The 15,280-nt window shown below is 40.7% G+C and carries 16 protein-coding genes; 12 read left to right on the forward strand and 4 right to left on the reverse strand.

Annotated elements, in window-relative coordinates; all coding sequences use genetic code 11:
- The first annotated feature begins 53 nt into the window (after window positions 1–53).
- Window positions 54–242: a hypothetical protein gene (locus tag AC1DIV_RS06065; protein WP_477575974.1), complete on the forward strand. Its 189-nt coding sequence runs from the start codon at window positions 54–56 to the stop codon at window positions 240–242.
- A gap of 166 nt (window positions 243–408) precedes the next feature.
- Complete coding sequence (locus AC1DIV_RS06070) at window positions 409–1,947, forward strand: rhomboid family intramembrane serine protease (protein WP_421162696.1); 1,539 nt, start codon at window positions 409–411, stop codon at window positions 1,945–1,947.
- Here the strand turns inward: AC1DIV_RS06070 and AC1DIV_RS06075 are convergent.
- Entirely contained in the window at window positions 1,942–2,799 is an 858-nt protein-coding gene (locus AC1DIV_RS06075) for a hypothetical protein (RefSeq protein WP_323598472.1), read from the reverse strand. The genes AC1DIV_RS06070 and AC1DIV_RS06075 overlap by 6 nt on opposite strands.
- Before the next feature lie 213 nt (window positions 2,800–3,012).
- Here AC1DIV_RS06075 and AC1DIV_RS06080 point away from each other — a divergent pair, with 213 nt between their 5' ends.
- The 5 genes from AC1DIV_RS06080 (at window position 3,013) to AC1DIV_RS06100 (ending at window position 8,868) form a co-directional block, all read left to right on the forward strand.
- Entirely contained in the window at window positions 3,013–3,222 is a 210-nt protein-coding gene (locus AC1DIV_RS06080; protein WP_323598473.1) for a YqgQ family protein, read from the forward strand.
- Window positions 3,223–3,237: 15 nt separating this feature from the next.
- Complete coding sequence (locus AC1DIV_RS06085) at window positions 3,238–4,209, forward strand: ROK family glucokinase (RefSeq protein ID WP_048682164.1); 972 nt, start codon at window positions 3,238–3,240, stop codon at window positions 4,207–4,209.
- A gap of 150 nt (window positions 4,210–4,359) precedes the next feature.
- On the forward strand, window positions 4,360–6,213 hold the full coding sequence (locus AC1DIV_RS06090; protein ID WP_340876921.1) for an LTA synthase family protein: 1,854 nt from the start codon (window positions 4,360–4,362) through the stop codon (window positions 6,211–6,213).
- A 142-nt stretch (window positions 6,214–6,355) separates the two neighbouring features.
- On the forward strand, window positions 6,356–7,522 hold the full coding sequence (locus AC1DIV_RS06095; protein WP_477575976.1) for a M14 family metallopeptidase: 1,167 nt from the start codon (window positions 6,356–6,358) through the stop codon (window positions 7,520–7,522).
- 173 nt (window positions 7,523–7,695) lie between these two features.
- On the forward strand, window positions 7,696–8,868 hold the full coding sequence (locus AC1DIV_RS06100; RefSeq protein WP_340876919.1) for a YqgU-like beta propeller domain-containing protein: 1,173 nt from the start codon (window positions 7,696–7,698) through the stop codon (window positions 8,866–8,868).
- Window positions 8,869–8,909: 41 nt separating this feature from the next.
- Here AC1DIV_RS06100 and AC1DIV_RS06105 read toward each other — a convergent pair whose 3' ends face one another.
- Window positions 8,910–9,083 (reverse strand): DUF2759 domain-containing protein, encoded by a 174-nt coding sequence (locus AC1DIV_RS06105; RefSeq protein WP_034308396.1) that lies wholly within the window; start codon window positions 9,081–9,083, stop codon window positions 8,910–8,912.
- 233 nt (window positions 9,084–9,316) lie between these two features.
- Between AC1DIV_RS06105 and AC1DIV_RS06110 the strand changes: the two genes are divergently transcribed.
- Window positions 9,317–9,943, forward strand: coding sequence for an MBL fold metallo-hydrolase (locus AC1DIV_RS06110; RefSeq protein ID WP_477575978.1), 627 nt, complete (start codon window positions 9,317–9,319; stop codon window positions 9,941–9,943).
- A gap of 307 nt (window positions 9,944–10,250) precedes the next feature.
- A complete protein-coding gene (locus tag AC1DIV_RS06115) occupies window positions 10,251–11,351 on the forward strand; it encodes a class I SAM-dependent methyltransferase (RefSeq protein ID WP_340876918.1) in 1,101 nt (366 codons plus the stop codon).
- A gap of 52 nt (window positions 11,352–11,403) precedes the next feature.
- Here the strand turns inward: AC1DIV_RS06115 and AC1DIV_RS06120 are convergent, their stop codons facing one another.
- Window positions 11,404–11,646 carry a DUF2626 domain-containing protein gene (locus AC1DIV_RS06120; protein WP_477575980.1) on the reverse strand — a complete coding sequence of 81 codons (243 nt, stop codon included), beginning with the start codon at window positions 11,644–11,646 and terminating at the stop codon, window positions 11,404–11,406.
- An 85-nt stretch (window positions 11,647–11,731) separates the two neighbouring features.
- Window positions 11,732–12,433, reverse strand: coding sequence for a helix-turn-helix transcriptional regulator (locus AC1DIV_RS06125; protein WP_251540935.1), 702 nt, complete (start codon window positions 12,431–12,433; stop codon window positions 11,732–11,734).
- A gap of 215 nt (window positions 12,434–12,648) precedes the next feature.
- On the opposite strand from AC1DIV_RS06125, the gene AC1DIV_RS06130 reads away from it, so the two are divergent.
- The 3 genes from AC1DIV_RS06130 to comGB all read left to right on the forward strand — a co-directional run bounded on the left by AC1DIV_RS06130 (window position 12,649) and on the right by comGB (window position 15,228).
- Entirely contained in the window at window positions 12,649–13,029 is a 381-nt protein-coding gene (locus AC1DIV_RS06130; protein ID WP_323598478.1) for a Spx/MgsR family RNA polymerase-binding regulatory protein, read from the forward strand.
- A 95-nt stretch (window positions 13,030–13,124) separates the two neighbouring features.
- Window positions 13,125–14,210 (forward strand): competence type IV pilus ATPase ComGA, encoded by a 1,086-nt coding sequence (gene comGA, locus AC1DIV_RS06135; RefSeq protein ID WP_477575982.1) that lies wholly within the window; start codon window positions 13,125–13,127, stop codon window positions 14,208–14,210.
- Entirely contained in the window at window positions 14,176–15,228 is a 1,053-nt protein-coding gene (gene comGB / locus AC1DIV_RS06140) for a competence type IV pilus assembly protein ComGB (protein WP_477575983.1), read from the forward strand. The genes comGA and comGB overlap by 35 nt, the downstream gene beginning before the upstream one ends.
- The last annotated feature ends 52 nt before the right edge of the window (window positions 15,229–15,280 follow it).

A 15,280-nucleotide genomic window follows, 5' to 3' on the forward strand; every position in this document is an offset into this window, starting at 1 on the left:
TTTAGCTCATAAAAATCCTATCCTGTATCACACTATTGATAGGAGGGATTGTTATGCTTCGATTAATTATTCAAATCTTCTTGGTTGGTTTAGCTGTTTATGYAGGTTACAAAAACCGGTACCGCCTGATAAATGTTGCGCTGTCCAACGGCATATTGAGAAGATTTCTTGTGACTAAATCCTTGGATATGCCAATGTTCAGGGATAAAATGATGCAAAGCATGTTCACTCAGACCAAATGAGGATGCCGGCATCATGAAAAGGGAACCTGACCAGGGGTTCCTTTTTTTATTTTTTAGGAGCGGGAAAACAGTCTCCTTTTTTACTTTTTACATGATTTCGTCTATAGTTTTAATTAAAGAACAGGAATTTTAGAAGCTTAAGTTTTATTGGAAAGTGGGGAAGGCATTGGGATTTAAAGAGGATTATTTTTTTTGGGAAACCATAAGGGAGTTGTCTGCCCATTACGATTATCGAATGATCACAGTCACGGAAAACCATCAGGAGATTTGGCTTGAGAGCGATAAGAATAAGGAGTTTCCAGTCATAAGACTCATCCGCCATGATTTGGATTGGGCTAATTGGCTGAAACGCGATATCGAGCGAACATTGCAGAATGGGGAAAGAATCAGAAGGAAATTATACAAAAAGCCCATAAACATATTAAGTATCTATGTTAGTAAATTCGCCCCGGTCGATGATCATGACTTTAGTTCACGGGTGGCCTCCTTTAAAAAAACGAATGTCAACACGTTCCTTCTAACTTGTGAGAACTTTCATGATTCGTTGCAAAACCTTGAACATGTTTTGAAAAAACCACTTTCAATTCAAGTTCTTGAGGAAAATGAAATAGATGAGGAAAAGGTTCTTACAGTAAAGAAGAACGCCATCTCGGAGTCAGTCAAAAAGGCTAAGGCCGAACAGAAGGTATTCCAAAATGCCAATAAGCCATTCTTTACATATATATTCATGGCGGTACAAATAGCAGTGTTCATCTTGATGGAGTTTAATGGGGGCAGCACCAATTCCAAGACTTTGATTGAGTTTGGCGCTAAATTTTCCCCTTATATCATCCAAGGGGAATGGTGGCGGTTCTTTACACCGATGATCGTCCATATTGGGTTCATTCATTTACTGATGAATACATTTTCGCTGTATTTGATTGGTGCTGAAGTTGAAAGGATTTATGGTAATGCCAGGTTCCTTTTCATCTATATATTCGCTGGTTTCGCTGGAACCCTAGGCAGCTTCATCATGACCCCGAACCTTTCCGCAGGAGCGAGCGGAGCCATTTTTGGCTGTTTTGGGGCACTTCTGTACTTTGGCATCGTCTATCCGAAATTATTCATGCGCTCGATGGGCTCATCGGTGATCGTGTTGATCATCATTAACTTAATATATGGTTTCACCGTTTCGGGAATTGACAATGCAGGGCATATCGGAGGTTTGATCGGAGGGTTTTTGGCTGCTGGAGTGGTACATCTGCCAAAATCCAGGAATATCTTTCGGCAGCTGGCTTTTCTGATCGGGACGGTAATACTGACCTATTCCCTGCTGCAATTTGGTTTCAATCATCAGGAAAGTGCAGCTATCGATGATAATACCATGGCAATGCTGGCCCAAAAGTATATTGATGATGATGAAGAGGATAAGGCGGAAGAGATGCTATTCAAATATGTGGAGTCAAATCCTGATGCACCGCTATCGCTCTTTATGCTCGGAAATTTATCTTTTGATAAAAAGGACATAAACAAGGCCAGGGATTATTATGAAAAAGCGATTGAAAGTAATCCGGATTTGCATGAAGCCCATTACAATCTTGCCTTGGTCTACATGAATCTCGAATCATTCGGTCAAGCTAAAGAGCAAGCTGATAAGGCTATTGAGCTTGCCCCGGATAATAAGTCATACACTAAACTACTGGAAGAAATCGAAAAGCAACTATAACTTTTGACGCAGCATGATTGGGGTACCGTCTTTCAGGGTAAACAAGACAAGTATTTCCCTTTGATTCTTCGCCATAAGCAATAGGGGGATGGTGCTGCCTTGTGGACTCACAGTGGAGCCATCCTCCTTTTTTACTCCCAACACATAATTTTTGTATAGACCTTCCCATAGTTTTCCCACAATTTCTTCCCGTTTGAATTGGGGGAAGGCAGCAAGCCATTGATTTTTCTTTGAAGGCAGATCTGTTAAAGAAATGATTTTGTACTGATCAAGATTAACCTGAAAGGCTTCCCCGGCTTTCTCCAAACCATTTCGAACCGTTTGATCTGTCAAGCCGTCCAGCGTTTTTTTCCACTGAATCTGTTCTTCTGAAAGGGGGCGGTGGAAAAATTGAAAAACCGGTGTCGTTACTGTATAGAGTTTATCTTTACTGAGCTGCTGGGCACTGGTGAAAATGGTGTCACTTGGATGAACCTCGGCATAATGAAACGTTACAGCTTCATAACGCCCACTTTCGGATTCTTTATATTTCGCTTTTTGAGAGAGTTCTTGTTTATTTTGGCGCCAATTTTTTAAAGCTCCAGCCAATTTTCCATTTTTGTATAAAAGCGATACGTCCTGACGTAAGTAAGCAGGCTGATCCAACGTAGAATCCACCCTCCAAGTGATGGTATAGGTGGAATTCCCGGTACCTTTAGGTGTCAGGTTGGTGGAAGCATGTTCAAAATGGAGCGAGGAATCGATGGGAAAAAAAATGATGGTTTCCTCTGTCCGTTTATGATTTGATAAATAAAGGATGACAAAAATGGTGGTTAAAACCAAAAAGACGGTATACTTCAATTGTACTTTCATTTTTCCCCTCCGTTTTCACGCGTGATGAATGGTTTAAAATCATTAAGCTGTTAAATCAAATCAAAGGAGTCCACATTCTTGATATTTCATCATATGAATACAGTTGGACATGTATGAGGGGGATGGGGAAATTATCAAAAGAGGAAATGGGCGCTTGTTACAAAGGTGCTGATTCGATATACTTTCCTAAAGAAAAGAATAAAGAGGTTTACTATGAAAACATATTATGATCTTCAACAATACTTGAAAAGATTTGGTACATTTATCTATATTGGCGATCGCTTAGCCGAGCTTGAACTGATGGAGGTCGAAATAAGGGAACTCCACCGTATGCAGATGATGGATACGAAAGATTATCAAATGGCGATTCTTTTAATCAGGCAGCAATTGTCTCTTGAAAGGGAAAAACAGAAAAAAAATTGATAAAAAAAGGTGAGAATGATGGAAAAGTGGCTGATGGGTGTGGATTTAGGCGGTACAACTACCAAACTGGCTTTAATCAATTTATACGGAGAGATCATTCATAAATGGGAAATCAGCACGGACATCTCCGAAAAGGGAAAATACATTACGATTAACATAGCCAAAGCAATTGATGCGAAGCTCGTGGAACTTAATGAACCGAAGAGTAAGATAGTAGGGATAGGAATGGGTGCTCCCGGTCCTGTGAAATTTGTTAACGGTTCCATATATGAAGCCGTCAATCTTGGCTGGAAGGACTATCCTTTAAAAGATTTATTGGAGGTGGAGACAGCTCTTCCAGCTGTGATCGATAATGATGCCAATATGGCAGCTTTGGGAGAAATGTGGAAAGGTGCCGGTAATGGAGCCAAAGACCTTGTTTGTGTCACTCTCGGAACGGGTGTAGGAGGCGGAATCATCCATAATGGCCAAATCGTCCATGGTACCAGTGGAGCTGCTGGGGAAGTAGGGCATATAACGGTCGTAACGGACGGAGGGGCACCATGCAATTGCGGCAAGACTGGTTGTTTGGAAACGGTTGCTTCGGCAACGGGAATCGTCCGTATGGCTTTAGAAGCCTTGAATGCCGCCGATGAAAAGTCATTGCTTCAGCAGAAAGTAGAAGAGGGAAATACGGTTACTTCCAAACTGTTATTCCAATGCGCTGCAGCAGGTGATCCCTTGTCCAAAGCTGTGGTGGATAAGGTAGGCAATTACTTGGGGCTGGCACTATCACATGTTGGGAATGTCATGAATCCAGATAAAATCGTCATTGGCGGGGGCGTTTCACAAGCGGGAGACATTTTGCTTGATACCGTTCGTTCTGCATTCGAAAAGTATGCATTCAAACGGGTTAGTAAATCAACGAAAATCAGCCTGGCCACTCTAGGCAATGATGCAGGGGTAATAGGTGCAGCCTGGCTCATTAAAAGCCAAATGAATACGTGATTCCATGCTGCCCTCTGGCAATCAGGGTAATAAGAAAAAAAGATGGATCTTCAAAGATAGTTCCCCCCTTTTGAGGGGGAGAACCATGACCCATTATTGAGGCGCTCTGGATCGCAGCTCCAGCGCTTCTTCGATGAGGAGGGACCAGGATTGAAAAGGGTCTTCAAAAAACAGGGATATTCATTGTTTTGGGTCGTATTGATTTCACTTTGGCTTAAAACATATATCGCCTATAAAACAAGTTTTGAGATAGATATTGATAATTGGATCCAGGAGTTCATACTATTCATCAATCCTGTCAGTTTCCTTTTACTTATACTTGGCGTGAATCTATTTTTAAAAGAAAATAGACGAACAGCATATTTATTGATCATGAGTTTTTTCATCACCTTCGTCCTCTTTGCCAATCTTGTTTTTTTTCGCTTTTTCAATGATTTTTTAACCATTCCCGTTCTTTTTCAAACGAGCAATATGAACGACCTTGGAAGCAGTGTACATGAATTGATCAATCCGAGTGATCTATTGTATTTTGCCGATATTCTGTGCTTGATGCTTCTGCTGAAATACAAACCAAAAACATTCCATGAAAGTCGATACAATCCCCAGGACCGTAAATTCTTTTTGTTAATGGCTTTAGGAGTGACATTTTTTAACTTGGCTTTAGCAGAAGCGGCGCGTCCTGAACTCCTGACAAGAACGTTTGACCGCGAAATCCTCGTTAAGAATATCGGTACGTACCATTATCACCTCTATGATGCAATATTACAGACGAAATCATCAGCTCAACGTGCACTTGCTGATGGCAGTGAATTGTCGGAAATTGAAAATTATGTCCGTGCCAATCAAAAAGAAGTTAATGATGAACTTTATGGTCTGGCAAAAGGCAAAAATGTGATTCTTATATCATTGGAATCCACTCAAAGCTTTGTCATCAATAAAACTGTCAACGGGGAAGAAATCACTCCTTTTCTGAACCAATTCATTAAAGATAGCTATTATTTCAATAACTTTTATCACCAAACCGGCCAGGGGAAAACATCCGATTCAGAATTCATTATTGAAAATTCCCTCTATCCTTTAGGTAGAGGTGCAGTATTTTTCACTCATGCCCAAAATGAATACAAAGCCACACCTGAAATCTTAACGGAAAAAGGTTACTATACGGCTTCCTTGCATGCCAATAATAAAAGCTTTTGGAATCGTGACATAATGTACGATTCTCTTGGGTACCAACGGTTTTATGATAGTGATGAATACAAAGTGTCTGAAGGGAATTCCATCAATTGGGGTTTGAATGATAAATCGTTCTTCAAACAATCAATTTCTCACTTGAAGAGGATGCCTGAGCCTTTTTATGCCAAGTTCATAACGTTAACCAATCATTTTCCATTCACTTTGAATGAAGAAGACCGGACATTGGAACCTTACGATTCGAATTCCAAAACATTGAATCAGTATTTCCCGACCGTACGTTATACCGACGAAGCCTTGAAACAGTTTATCGGCGATTTGAAACGTAATGGATTATATGAGGATTCCATCATTGTTCTATACGGAGACCATTATGGAATTTCTGAAAATCACAACTCTGCCATGAGCCAGTTCCTTGGGAAGGAAATTACGCCATTCGAATCCATCCAGCTTCAGCGTGTCCCGCTCATCATACATGTCCCCGGGCAGAAGGGAAAGACGATTTCCACCGTTGCCGGCCAAATTGATGTAAGGCCGACTCTCCTTCATTTATTGGGAATTGAAAATGATGATTATATTGAATTCGGCAAAGATCTATTTTCCGGAGAGAAATTAGAATTCACCGTTCTTCGCGATAGCAGTTTCATCACGAAGGATTACCTCTATACGATGGATACCTGCTATGATAAAAAGACCGGGGCGGCGACTGCAAAGGATTCATGTGAGAAGTATTTGGAAAAGGCAAAGCAGGAGCTTGATTACTCCGACAAAATCATTTACGGGGATTTGCTCCGATTTTATGAGCAGCCTTGAAAAAGGAAACCTGGTGCAATCCAGGTTTTTTCGCTTTTTCACGGAAATCAGTACCCCTTACAATTATGAAACAAGAGACTTCCTGAACATCTTTCTGTTTTTCCCTTCATAAAGATAAAACAATGAAAGGGGCGGAGGCTGAATGAAAGTTGTGAGCAGAAGCGGGGATGATTTGGCATACTACAGTCAATTGTTCCAAATTCCCCGGGTTTTGATTGAGGATGCCAATCCGGCCATTACTGGCGGTGTTTTGCCAAATGGCATCGAAGTACAGATACCTGGATACATTGTTCAGCAAGAGTCCCGGTTAGATATCGATTTTGCTGAAATCGCTTTACAATATCACCTGCCAATCGATGGGATAGTATTATTGAATCAAGATGGACAAAAGCCTTTTTCGGTACCCGTCCGGGTGATGAATCCCGTGATAGTCACCGACATGCCCTACGAATATCAATCACTTCTTGACGATCTTGATGTTCTATCTTGTCATTACCCCTTTATTAAGGTTGAATCGGTCGGAAAGAGTGTGCTGGGAAAAGAACTCCTTGAGGTAAGAATCGGTCAAGGTGAAAAGATCATACATTATAACGGTTCATTCCACGCTAATGAATGGATCACTACTGCGGTTTTGATGAAATGGCTGAATGATTTTCTGCTGGCCGTAACGAATGATCGTACACTTTGCGGAATGGACTGTATGCCGTACTACCGGGATATGTCCATTTCGATGGTTCCAATGGTGAATCCGGATGGAGTCGACCTTGTCCTAAAGGGGGAGGAGGCGGCAGAGGGGAAGGTTGATGTTTTAAAAATAAATAATGGTAATCCTGCCTTTTATGCTTGGAAAGCCAATATCCGCGGTGTAGACCTGAATAACCAATATCCTGCTAACTGGGAGGTTGAAAAGCGCAGAAAGATTCCAAAAGCCCCTGCCCCGAGGGATTTTCCAGGAGAAACCGCGTTATCAGAACCAGAAGCATTGGCCATGAAGGAGCTGGCAATAAGACGGAATTTTGAAAGAGTGCTTGCACTTCACACCCAGGGAAAAGAATTCTATTGGGGATATGAGGGACATGAACCTGAACATTCAGCGAATGTTGCGAGGGAGTTTGAGGAGCGCAGCGGATATCGGGCCGTAAAATACGTTGACAGTCATGCTGGGTATAAAGATTGGTTCATTCAGGAATTCAAACGCAGTGGATTCACAATCGAACTGGGAAAGGGCATAAATCCGCTTCCGCTATCCCATTTGCCTGGTATATATGAAGATTCCGTCAAGATTTTGATGGCAGGGCTATATATGTGATGCATTCCCCCTAAGGAATATACTTCCAAAAAAATATAAGATCATTATCCGCCACATTTTCTCTTTTTTACTTTATAATGAAAGAGAGTAAGGATTCGATTGGTTAATCCTTACTCTCTTTCTAATGTCTCGCTCACATATGCCAGGCGTTTTAGTTTTGAAGTGGGAGGTGTGTGGAGATTAAAGTATCCAAAGCAGCACTTTGTATGCGGCTTTCCATTTGTAAGATGTTGTGTTTCGTCCCATTATTTATCTCCACTATCCTTCTTATCTCGGCTTGTGAGCCTTCCAAGGACCTTAGTAAACCCGTAAATGATTCGGAAAAAGAACACTCCCAATCTAACCAGGAAACTTCAGTAAGCAATTTAAAGGTCCCGACCGCAGAAACGGAAAAAATCGAAGCCATTTTTGGATGGCTGGATTCAAAAACCATTTTATATTCTGTGAAGCGGGATGGTAATGAATTATCCCAGTTGATGGCATGGAATTTGGAAACGAATGAAACTTCCGTTTTCTATCAGCCGGCTTTTGCGTTTTCTGAAGTATCGATCAGTCCGTCTGGTACGCATATTTTGTTGTCGTCCTTTACCTCTTCGGATAAAGCATCAATCACAATACTCGGTAAAACGGGGAATCCACTGTATTCCGTGGCGATCCCAGCCTATGAATTAGCTTATGAGTGGAATTCATTTAAAGATGGCCGGTTGTTTGTATCGAGCTTTTATGAAGATTGGACATACAGCAGTTATGTATTGAATCCAGATGAACAAACTATGGAAACTCTGGACTTTCCGCAGCCCTTTGCTCAATGGGCAAGTGAAAATGACTTGATGTTTTTGGATTGGGACAAAGAAGAACCTGCTTTGACGGCTCCCCTAGAAAAAAAAGCGCTGCATGGGGATGGGGCAGACAGCCTTATGCTCGATGTCATTCACTTTAAAAAAATGAAGCAAGCGCTGATGACGATTCAAGTGGAGACAGAAAAACAAGATCGGGGTACATATGCATTTTATGATCCAACAAACAAGCCGATCCACTCTTTTTCCGTGCCACTATTGAAAAGCTTTTCAGATTGGGTCATTCCATCCTATGATTTCATTGAAAAAAACAAGGAATTCATCACGTTTATTCCTAATGAATCAAAAGATGCGGACCAATATGAGGGAAGGTTTACCTTAACTAAATTAAATTGGGAAAAAGGCACACAAGAAGAATTGATGAAGGACATGGAAAATGAACCATTAAGCTGTTCGCTTGATGGCAACTTCTGCTTATATGGATATCAATTTGAGAAAATCATTGATATGAAAACCCATCAAATACAAAGATTGTTCAAACAAACATGATAACCTAAAACAAAAGCTCGCCGGATGGCGAGCTTTTTTCTTCAATGGGCAACAGGAAAACCGCTGTTGATGACTGTCATGACAGTGAACCAGCCAAACACGACTGCACTGCCGGCTGCAAAAATGAATCCTAAGAAGTTTCTCTTTTTTAATGAGGTAAACACAGCTGCTACTCCTAATATAGCCACAAGTCCGAAAACAACCATTAATATCATGTCAAAACCCCCTTTTTTCGTAATGAATACCTAATCCCTAATAATATACCCAGAGAATAAAGCAACTACCAAAAATATGTAGAAAAGATTGCATTTGTTAATATCTTAATATTTTTTCAATTATTTGTCGAGGTTTAATAGGTGACACTTCTATGACTTGAGTAAACTGGATTAACATTAGCAGCTTAATTAGTGTAAGATAAAGATAGAAAATCATATTGGAGTTGATGGAAATGAAATGGACACAAATGCCTCTAGGCCCGCTGCAAACGAATTGTTATGTAGTTTCCGATGGACAGGATTGCATCATTTTCGATCCGGGTGAAGAGCCACAGAAAATCATACAATACATACAAACAAAAAATTTAAAGCCTTTAGCGATTTTATTGACACATGCACATTTTGACCATATCGGTGCTCTGGATGCTATTCGGGACCATTATGGAATCCCTGCATATATTCATGAAAAAGAGGCCAAGTGGCTACTTGATCCCGCATTGAATGGTTCTCAAAACTGGTTCCCTGAAAGTCCAATGCGAATGAAGCCTGCTGATCACATCTTGGCAAATGAGCAAGAGCTTACTATTGGAGGATTCACTTTCGAAGTATTCGAAACCCCTGGACACTCACCAGGGAGCGTTTCGTATTATGTGAAGGACGAACGTCTCCTCTTTTCTGGGGACGTCCTGTTCCAAGGAAGCGTTGGCAGAACCGATTTAATAGGCGGAAGCGAGTCAGTGCTCTTAAATAGCATTGAAAAGAAGCTGCTGACACTTTCTGATGATGCTATCGTTTTTCCAGGTCATGGCCCTGTCACGACGATTCTGGATGAAAAGAATACTAATCCCTTTTTGAGATAATTACTTTTTCAGGTGCCGCTATGGCACCTGTTTTTTTAAGTTCTTAATTATGTGAAAATATTGAAATGGGTCAATTCCGGAACTATACTGAATATAAAAAACAGGGTCTTCCCCAATGTGCATTTTTGAACCTCCCCTGAAGTAATATTATTAAATTCATTTAGTGGATGCACTGTTATAACTGCGAGATAAAAATTTGGACATTTTGTGAACTTTAAATTTGTTTTCTGTATGAATGTCGTTAAAAAAACTTATTTACTGTGTTTTATAATAAGATTGAAAAATCATGGAAACGGAGGCTATTGTGTTGAAAAATCATTTAAAGGAATTGATTGCAGGAAGCCCGCAAAAAAGAATCTCCTATAATGACTATATGGATGCTGTTTTATATACGCCGAATATAGGCTACTATGCATGCGCAAAAGAGAAGATTGGCCCAAGAGGGGATTTTTATACGTCTGGCAATGTGGGCGATGCATTTGGGAGATCACTGGCGAGATGGTTCGTATATTTGATAAAAAGATGCGGAGTTTCACCAAGAATCATCGAGGTCGGCGCAGGGGACGGTAAACTGGCGTATGACATCCTCGTTTACATAAAAGAAACGGAACCGCAGATATGGGACTCTTTGACTTATATTCTTGTGGATGGCAGTCCATTTCATAGAAAGATTCAGCACAAACGTTTAGGGATATTCAAACAGGCAGTTTCTGCTGCCAGTATAGAAAAATGGACGAATGTAAATGGAATCGTCTTTTCAAACGAACTTTTCGACGCGTTGCCTGTGTATGTCATTGAAAAGTATAAGGGAGCCTTGGTAGAGGTATTCGTCACTGAAAAGGAAGGTGATTTGGTAGAAGAGAGAGAACCTTTGGACAACCCTGACATTCTTTCTTACCTTACTGAACGAAAAATCACCTTACATGAAAAACAACGATACGAAGTTCCGCTAAACATGATCCGTGAATATGAGAAGATCGTTTCCTGTATCGAATCGGGTATTCTCCTTACAATTGATTATGGCTATACCGATAAGGAATGGAAGGAGCCAGCTCATCTTCAAGGGAGCTTGAGGGGCTATTATCGGCATCAAATGATTAAAGATGCACTTATGTATCCTGGTGATATGGATCTGACGACACATATCCATTTTGACACATTAATCGAGATTGGAAAAAGAAAGGATCTTTCCAATCGAGGGCTTTTTCTTCAAAATGAATTCTTGCTTAAAGCCGGGATACTAGAGGAATTGAAGGACCATCAAGGAACTGATCCATTCTCGAAAACGGCAAAGCGTAATCGGGCAATCCGGGGGCTAATCGTTCCTGGGGGATTTAGTGAACATTTCAAAGTGTTGCTTCAATCGAAGAATTTAGCAGATGATGTAAGGATCTTTCCTGAATGGTGACAAGTAAAAACCCATGAATCAAAATTCATGGGTTATGTAATATTGCTTGTTCTTAATGTGCAGCACCCGGAGTCATCATAAATACGCTCCAGTAGGAAAATCCTGCAAAGAAAACGGTAAGATAGGCGCCGAAAACATAAATATACATGCGCTCAGATAATTTCAAATAACTTAAAAGTACAAAAAAGATCGTTTGTGCAATGAAAAGCAAAGACGTTTGATGCATATGGCCAAGATAAAAGAAAATGGCCATAATTCCTGTCCAAAATCCACATACTCTGAACATGCGTTCCATCCGAATCCCTCCTTATGTCTAGTCGTGTACATTCTAAATAATTATAAATGAAATTGTAAGGTAATGTAAAGGATGCCTTTTGTTTCTATGTGAGAACCGAAGCCTGGTATGAGCATGCTGCACAATTGGACATCATATTTTCTATTTCCACAATATTGACATTCTCAAACAAGGCTTCGAACATACCTTTTAAAAATGAATTATGCATGGAGCAGATTGTTCCTGGCTCGACTTCAGTAACTTCCTTAAACGGGCAATTGAAGATACGGAAGGATATTTTATTTTCTTCTTCGCTTGCTTGTATTTCGGGAGATAACCCTGCAATGGTAGCCGCATTTTTAAGCATGTTGACTTTTTCCGCAAAAGCAAGCCGATCTACCGATGTCGAGTTCAGGGCTAGTTGCTGATTGATCAATTCCTCCCCGAATACTTTTCCCGTTTCATAAAGAGCCTGTTTTCCTTGTTCCCCTAATGTCATCATCGACTGGACGGCAATCTTTGCAAGCAGCTGATAATTCCTATATGGAAAATGAAGCTGTATGACTTTGTCAGATAATCGATAAAGTCTGCTTGGGCGACCGCCTTTCCCGGTCTTTCGGGAATTTGAGGTCAACATATCGATATCCTCAAGTTTTGACAAATGTAGACGGGCAACATTTGGATGGATGTTGAATGAATCGGCGATTTCCTGTACCGATACATCACCATGGTTGTTCACTATATGCTGATATATATAATATCTGGTGGGATCAGCTAACACGTTTGTTATTTTTAACGTTTGTTCCATTACACCCTCCTGCTATTCCATAGTTTACCTATGTCCATTATAATGCAGGCAGGAAAAAATGGAATAAGAGAAAGGGTAAACACTCTTTAGTTTAAAAAACGTTCACATTTAAAACGGTTTTATAAAGCAAAAATGTATACATTAATTATACAAATGTTATACAATGATTGTATATACTATAAATGTATACAAAATGTGAACGGGGAGTGATTAGTATGCCACAGTTAACTTTCTTTTCGTATCCAAGTTGTACATCTTGCCGCAAAACAAAAAAATGGTTAATCGCCAATCAAGTTTCCTTCGATGAGCGACATTTATTCAGAGAGACTCCAACTGTAGCAGAGTTGAAAAGAATTCTTGAATTGACATCGGAAGGACTTGATGAAGTCTTGGCGACAAGGAGTGAAGCATACAAAGACTTACAAGTTAATATTGACGAAATGATGCTTTTTGATGTCATCCAATTATTAACAAAAGAACCGAAGTTATTAAGAAGGCCTATTCTCATAGACGGGGAAAAACTGGTCATTGGCCATAACGTAGATGCATTAAGAAATTTGGTTTCCCGGAGGCCTGATTTGAAAATGAGCATGTGAGGTGATTCTCGAAGTTTTTTCGGGAATTTTTTTTATTCTAAAGCAGGAATTTGTCGTGGATTGTCGAATCAATACAACAAGAAACATAGGAGGTGATGAATGAATTGATATCGATTGAAAAGACCGCAGAAAAAATACTAACCCGTGCCATCGTGGAGTCGGCATCGGATATCCACATTTTTTTTCGCGGAGAGGGGCCTCTCATCCAATACAGGATAGACAATAAGCTTGTTCCCCAGGAAACATTATCATTCTTTGAAGCTGAAAGGCTGATCGCTCATTTGAAGTTCCTTGCCTCGATGGATATAGGGGAGAAAAGGAGGCCCCAGAGTGGCGCCATCACTATCAATTTGGCTAACCAGGTGGTCGGACTCCGCCTTTCCACTTTACCCACTGCCCATCTCGAAAGTTTGGTCATCCGCTTAATACCCCAACAGAATATCCTTCCTTTAGAACAGTTATCCTTATTTCCAAACACCGTTCAAAAATTGATTGCACTCCTGAAGCATTCCCATGGCATGCTCATATTTACCGGCCCGACCGGCAGTGGGAAAACCACGACATTATATTCCCTGCTTCACCACGCCCATGTGATGATCAATCGAAATATCATTACACTTGAAGACCCCATTGAAAATGTATCCGAAAAGGTATTGCAAGTCCAAATCAATGAAAAGGCGGGCATTACGTATTCCGTCGGCCTAAAAGCTGTTCTGAGGCATGACCCGGACGTGATCATGGTTGGGGAAGTCAGGGATGCAGAAACTGCCAAAATCGCAGTCCGTGCCGCATTAACCGGTCATTTGATACTAACGACCATGCATACGAGGGATGCCCAGGGCGCCATCTCCAGATTACTGGAATTTGGTGTCAGCTTACTTGAGGTTGAACAGACTTTGATTGGCGTGACAGCGCAGCGGCTGGTTGAATTGCGATGTCTTCCGTGTAAAGGGGACTGTGCTTTAGCTTGCAAAATGACTGCGAGGAATAAAAGGGCAAGTGTATATGAATTGCTATATGGAAAAAGTCTGGCTGAAGTTCTCCGGATAATGGGAGATGAAAAAGGAAAGGCAACGGTCAGCTACCGCAAATTAAAGGATGAAATCGGAAAAGCGGTTGCGATGGGCTATGTGGATGCTCAGGAATATGAACGGCTGGTATACCATGAAACCAAAAAGTAAATGGAAGGTAAAAGAGCAGGCGGTCTTTATTTCGAAGCTAGGTGAATTATTGAATCATGGTTATCCTTTGGCGGAAGCTTTACATTTTCTTGAATTTCAGGAATCAAAGAAAAAAGCGGAAGACTTCACTCAGGCTATAGCTGATTTAAGGAACGGCTACCCGTTGCACATGGTGCTGACCCATCTTAATTTTCATCCGCAGCTTGTAAGTTATATATTTTATGGAGAACAATATGGCGACCTGGAACGGTCGTTGAAAGAAGGAGGGCGATATTGGAAGAAAAGAATCGAGGATATGGATAAAGTAAAAAAGTTAATGATGTATCCCGTATTCTTAGTCTTTTTTGTAAGCATCGTTTTTTATATTCTTCAGAGTGTTCTCCTTCCCAAATTCCAGACCATCTATTTCACCATGGATGTCGATCAGCATATTCTCTTAAGATTAATGTCAGCCTCCACGTTCATTCTTCCAGCACTCCCCTTCTTATTACTCGGATTGCTCCTATTCTTGTATGCACTCAAACGGTTTTGGTTCAATGGATTATGCCCATTAAGGCAGCGAAGGATATTGATGGGGATTCCGATATTCGGGACGTTCATCAAATTATACGAAACTTATTTTTTTGCAAGCCAATTCAGTGGCTTGCTTTCCGGAGGGCTGTCGATTAACGATAGCATCAAATTATTCTCGATAAATCAACAGCAGCCTTTTTACCAAAAACTTTGCAATATCATCAAAGATGATCTGATCGAGGGCAGATCACTTGAAATGATTTTTCGGGAGCTCCCATATTTTGATGGGAATTTACCGGTGGTCGCTGCAAATGGTCAAAAATACGGCAGACTTGATGCCGAGTTACTTCATTACAGTCGTTTTATACTGGAGAAAATTGAAGAGAGAATGAATGCAATCTTGAAAATCATTCAGCCTTTAATGTTTTCACTGATAGGTCTTTTGATCGTGTCCATTTATTTGGCGGTTTTGCTGCCGATGTTCTCACTGCTCGAAGGTTTATAGGATTTCATTTTTGTATTCCGGAGGTGAAAGTGCCCGAAGGTCATCTGGTATT

It is taken from the genome of Peribacillus sp. 05N428, assembly GCF_056397085.1.

Coding starts and splice junctions, on each gene's coding strand:
- AC1DIV_RS06075 (WP_323598472.1), bottom strand. CDS start 2,799: ATGAAAGTACAATTGAAGTATACCGTCTTTTTGGTTTTAACCACCATT.
- AC1DIV_RS06080 (WP_323598473.1), top strand. CDS start 3,013: ATGAAAACATATTATGATCTTCAACAATACTTGAAAAGATTTGGTACA.
- AC1DIV_RS06085 (WP_048682164.1), top strand. CDS start 3,238: ATGATGGAAAAGTGGCTGATGGGTGTGGATTTAGGCGGTACAACTACC.
- AC1DIV_RS06095 (WP_477575976.1), top strand. CDS start 6,356: ATGAAAGTTGTGAGCAGAAGCGGGGATGATTTGGCATACTACAGTCAA.
- AC1DIV_RS06105 (WP_034308396.1), bottom strand. CDS start 9,083: ATGATATTAATGGTTGTTTTCGGACTTGTGGCTATATTAGGAGTAGCA.
- AC1DIV_RS06110 (WP_477575978.1), top strand. CDS start 9,317: ATGAAATGGACACAAATGCCTCTAGGCCCGCTGCAAACGAATTGTTAT.
- AC1DIV_RS06120 (WP_477575980.1), bottom strand. CDS start 11,646: ATGGAACGCATGTTCAGAGTATGTGGATTTTGGACAGGAATTATGGCC.
- AC1DIV_RS06125 (WP_251540935.1), bottom strand. CDS start 12,433: ATGGAACAAACGTTAAAAATAACAAACGTGTTAGCTGATCCCACCAGA.
- AC1DIV_RS06130 (WP_323598478.1), top strand. CDS start 12,649: ATGCCACAGTTAACTTTCTTTTCGTATCCAAGTTGTACATCTTGCCGC.
- comGA (WP_477575982.1), top strand. CDS start 13,125: ATGAATGAATTGATATCGATTGAAAAGACCGCAGAAAAAATACTAACC.
- comGB (WP_477575983.1), top strand. CDS start 14,176: ATGAACGGCTGGTATACCATGAAACCAAAAAGTAAATGGAAGGTAAAA.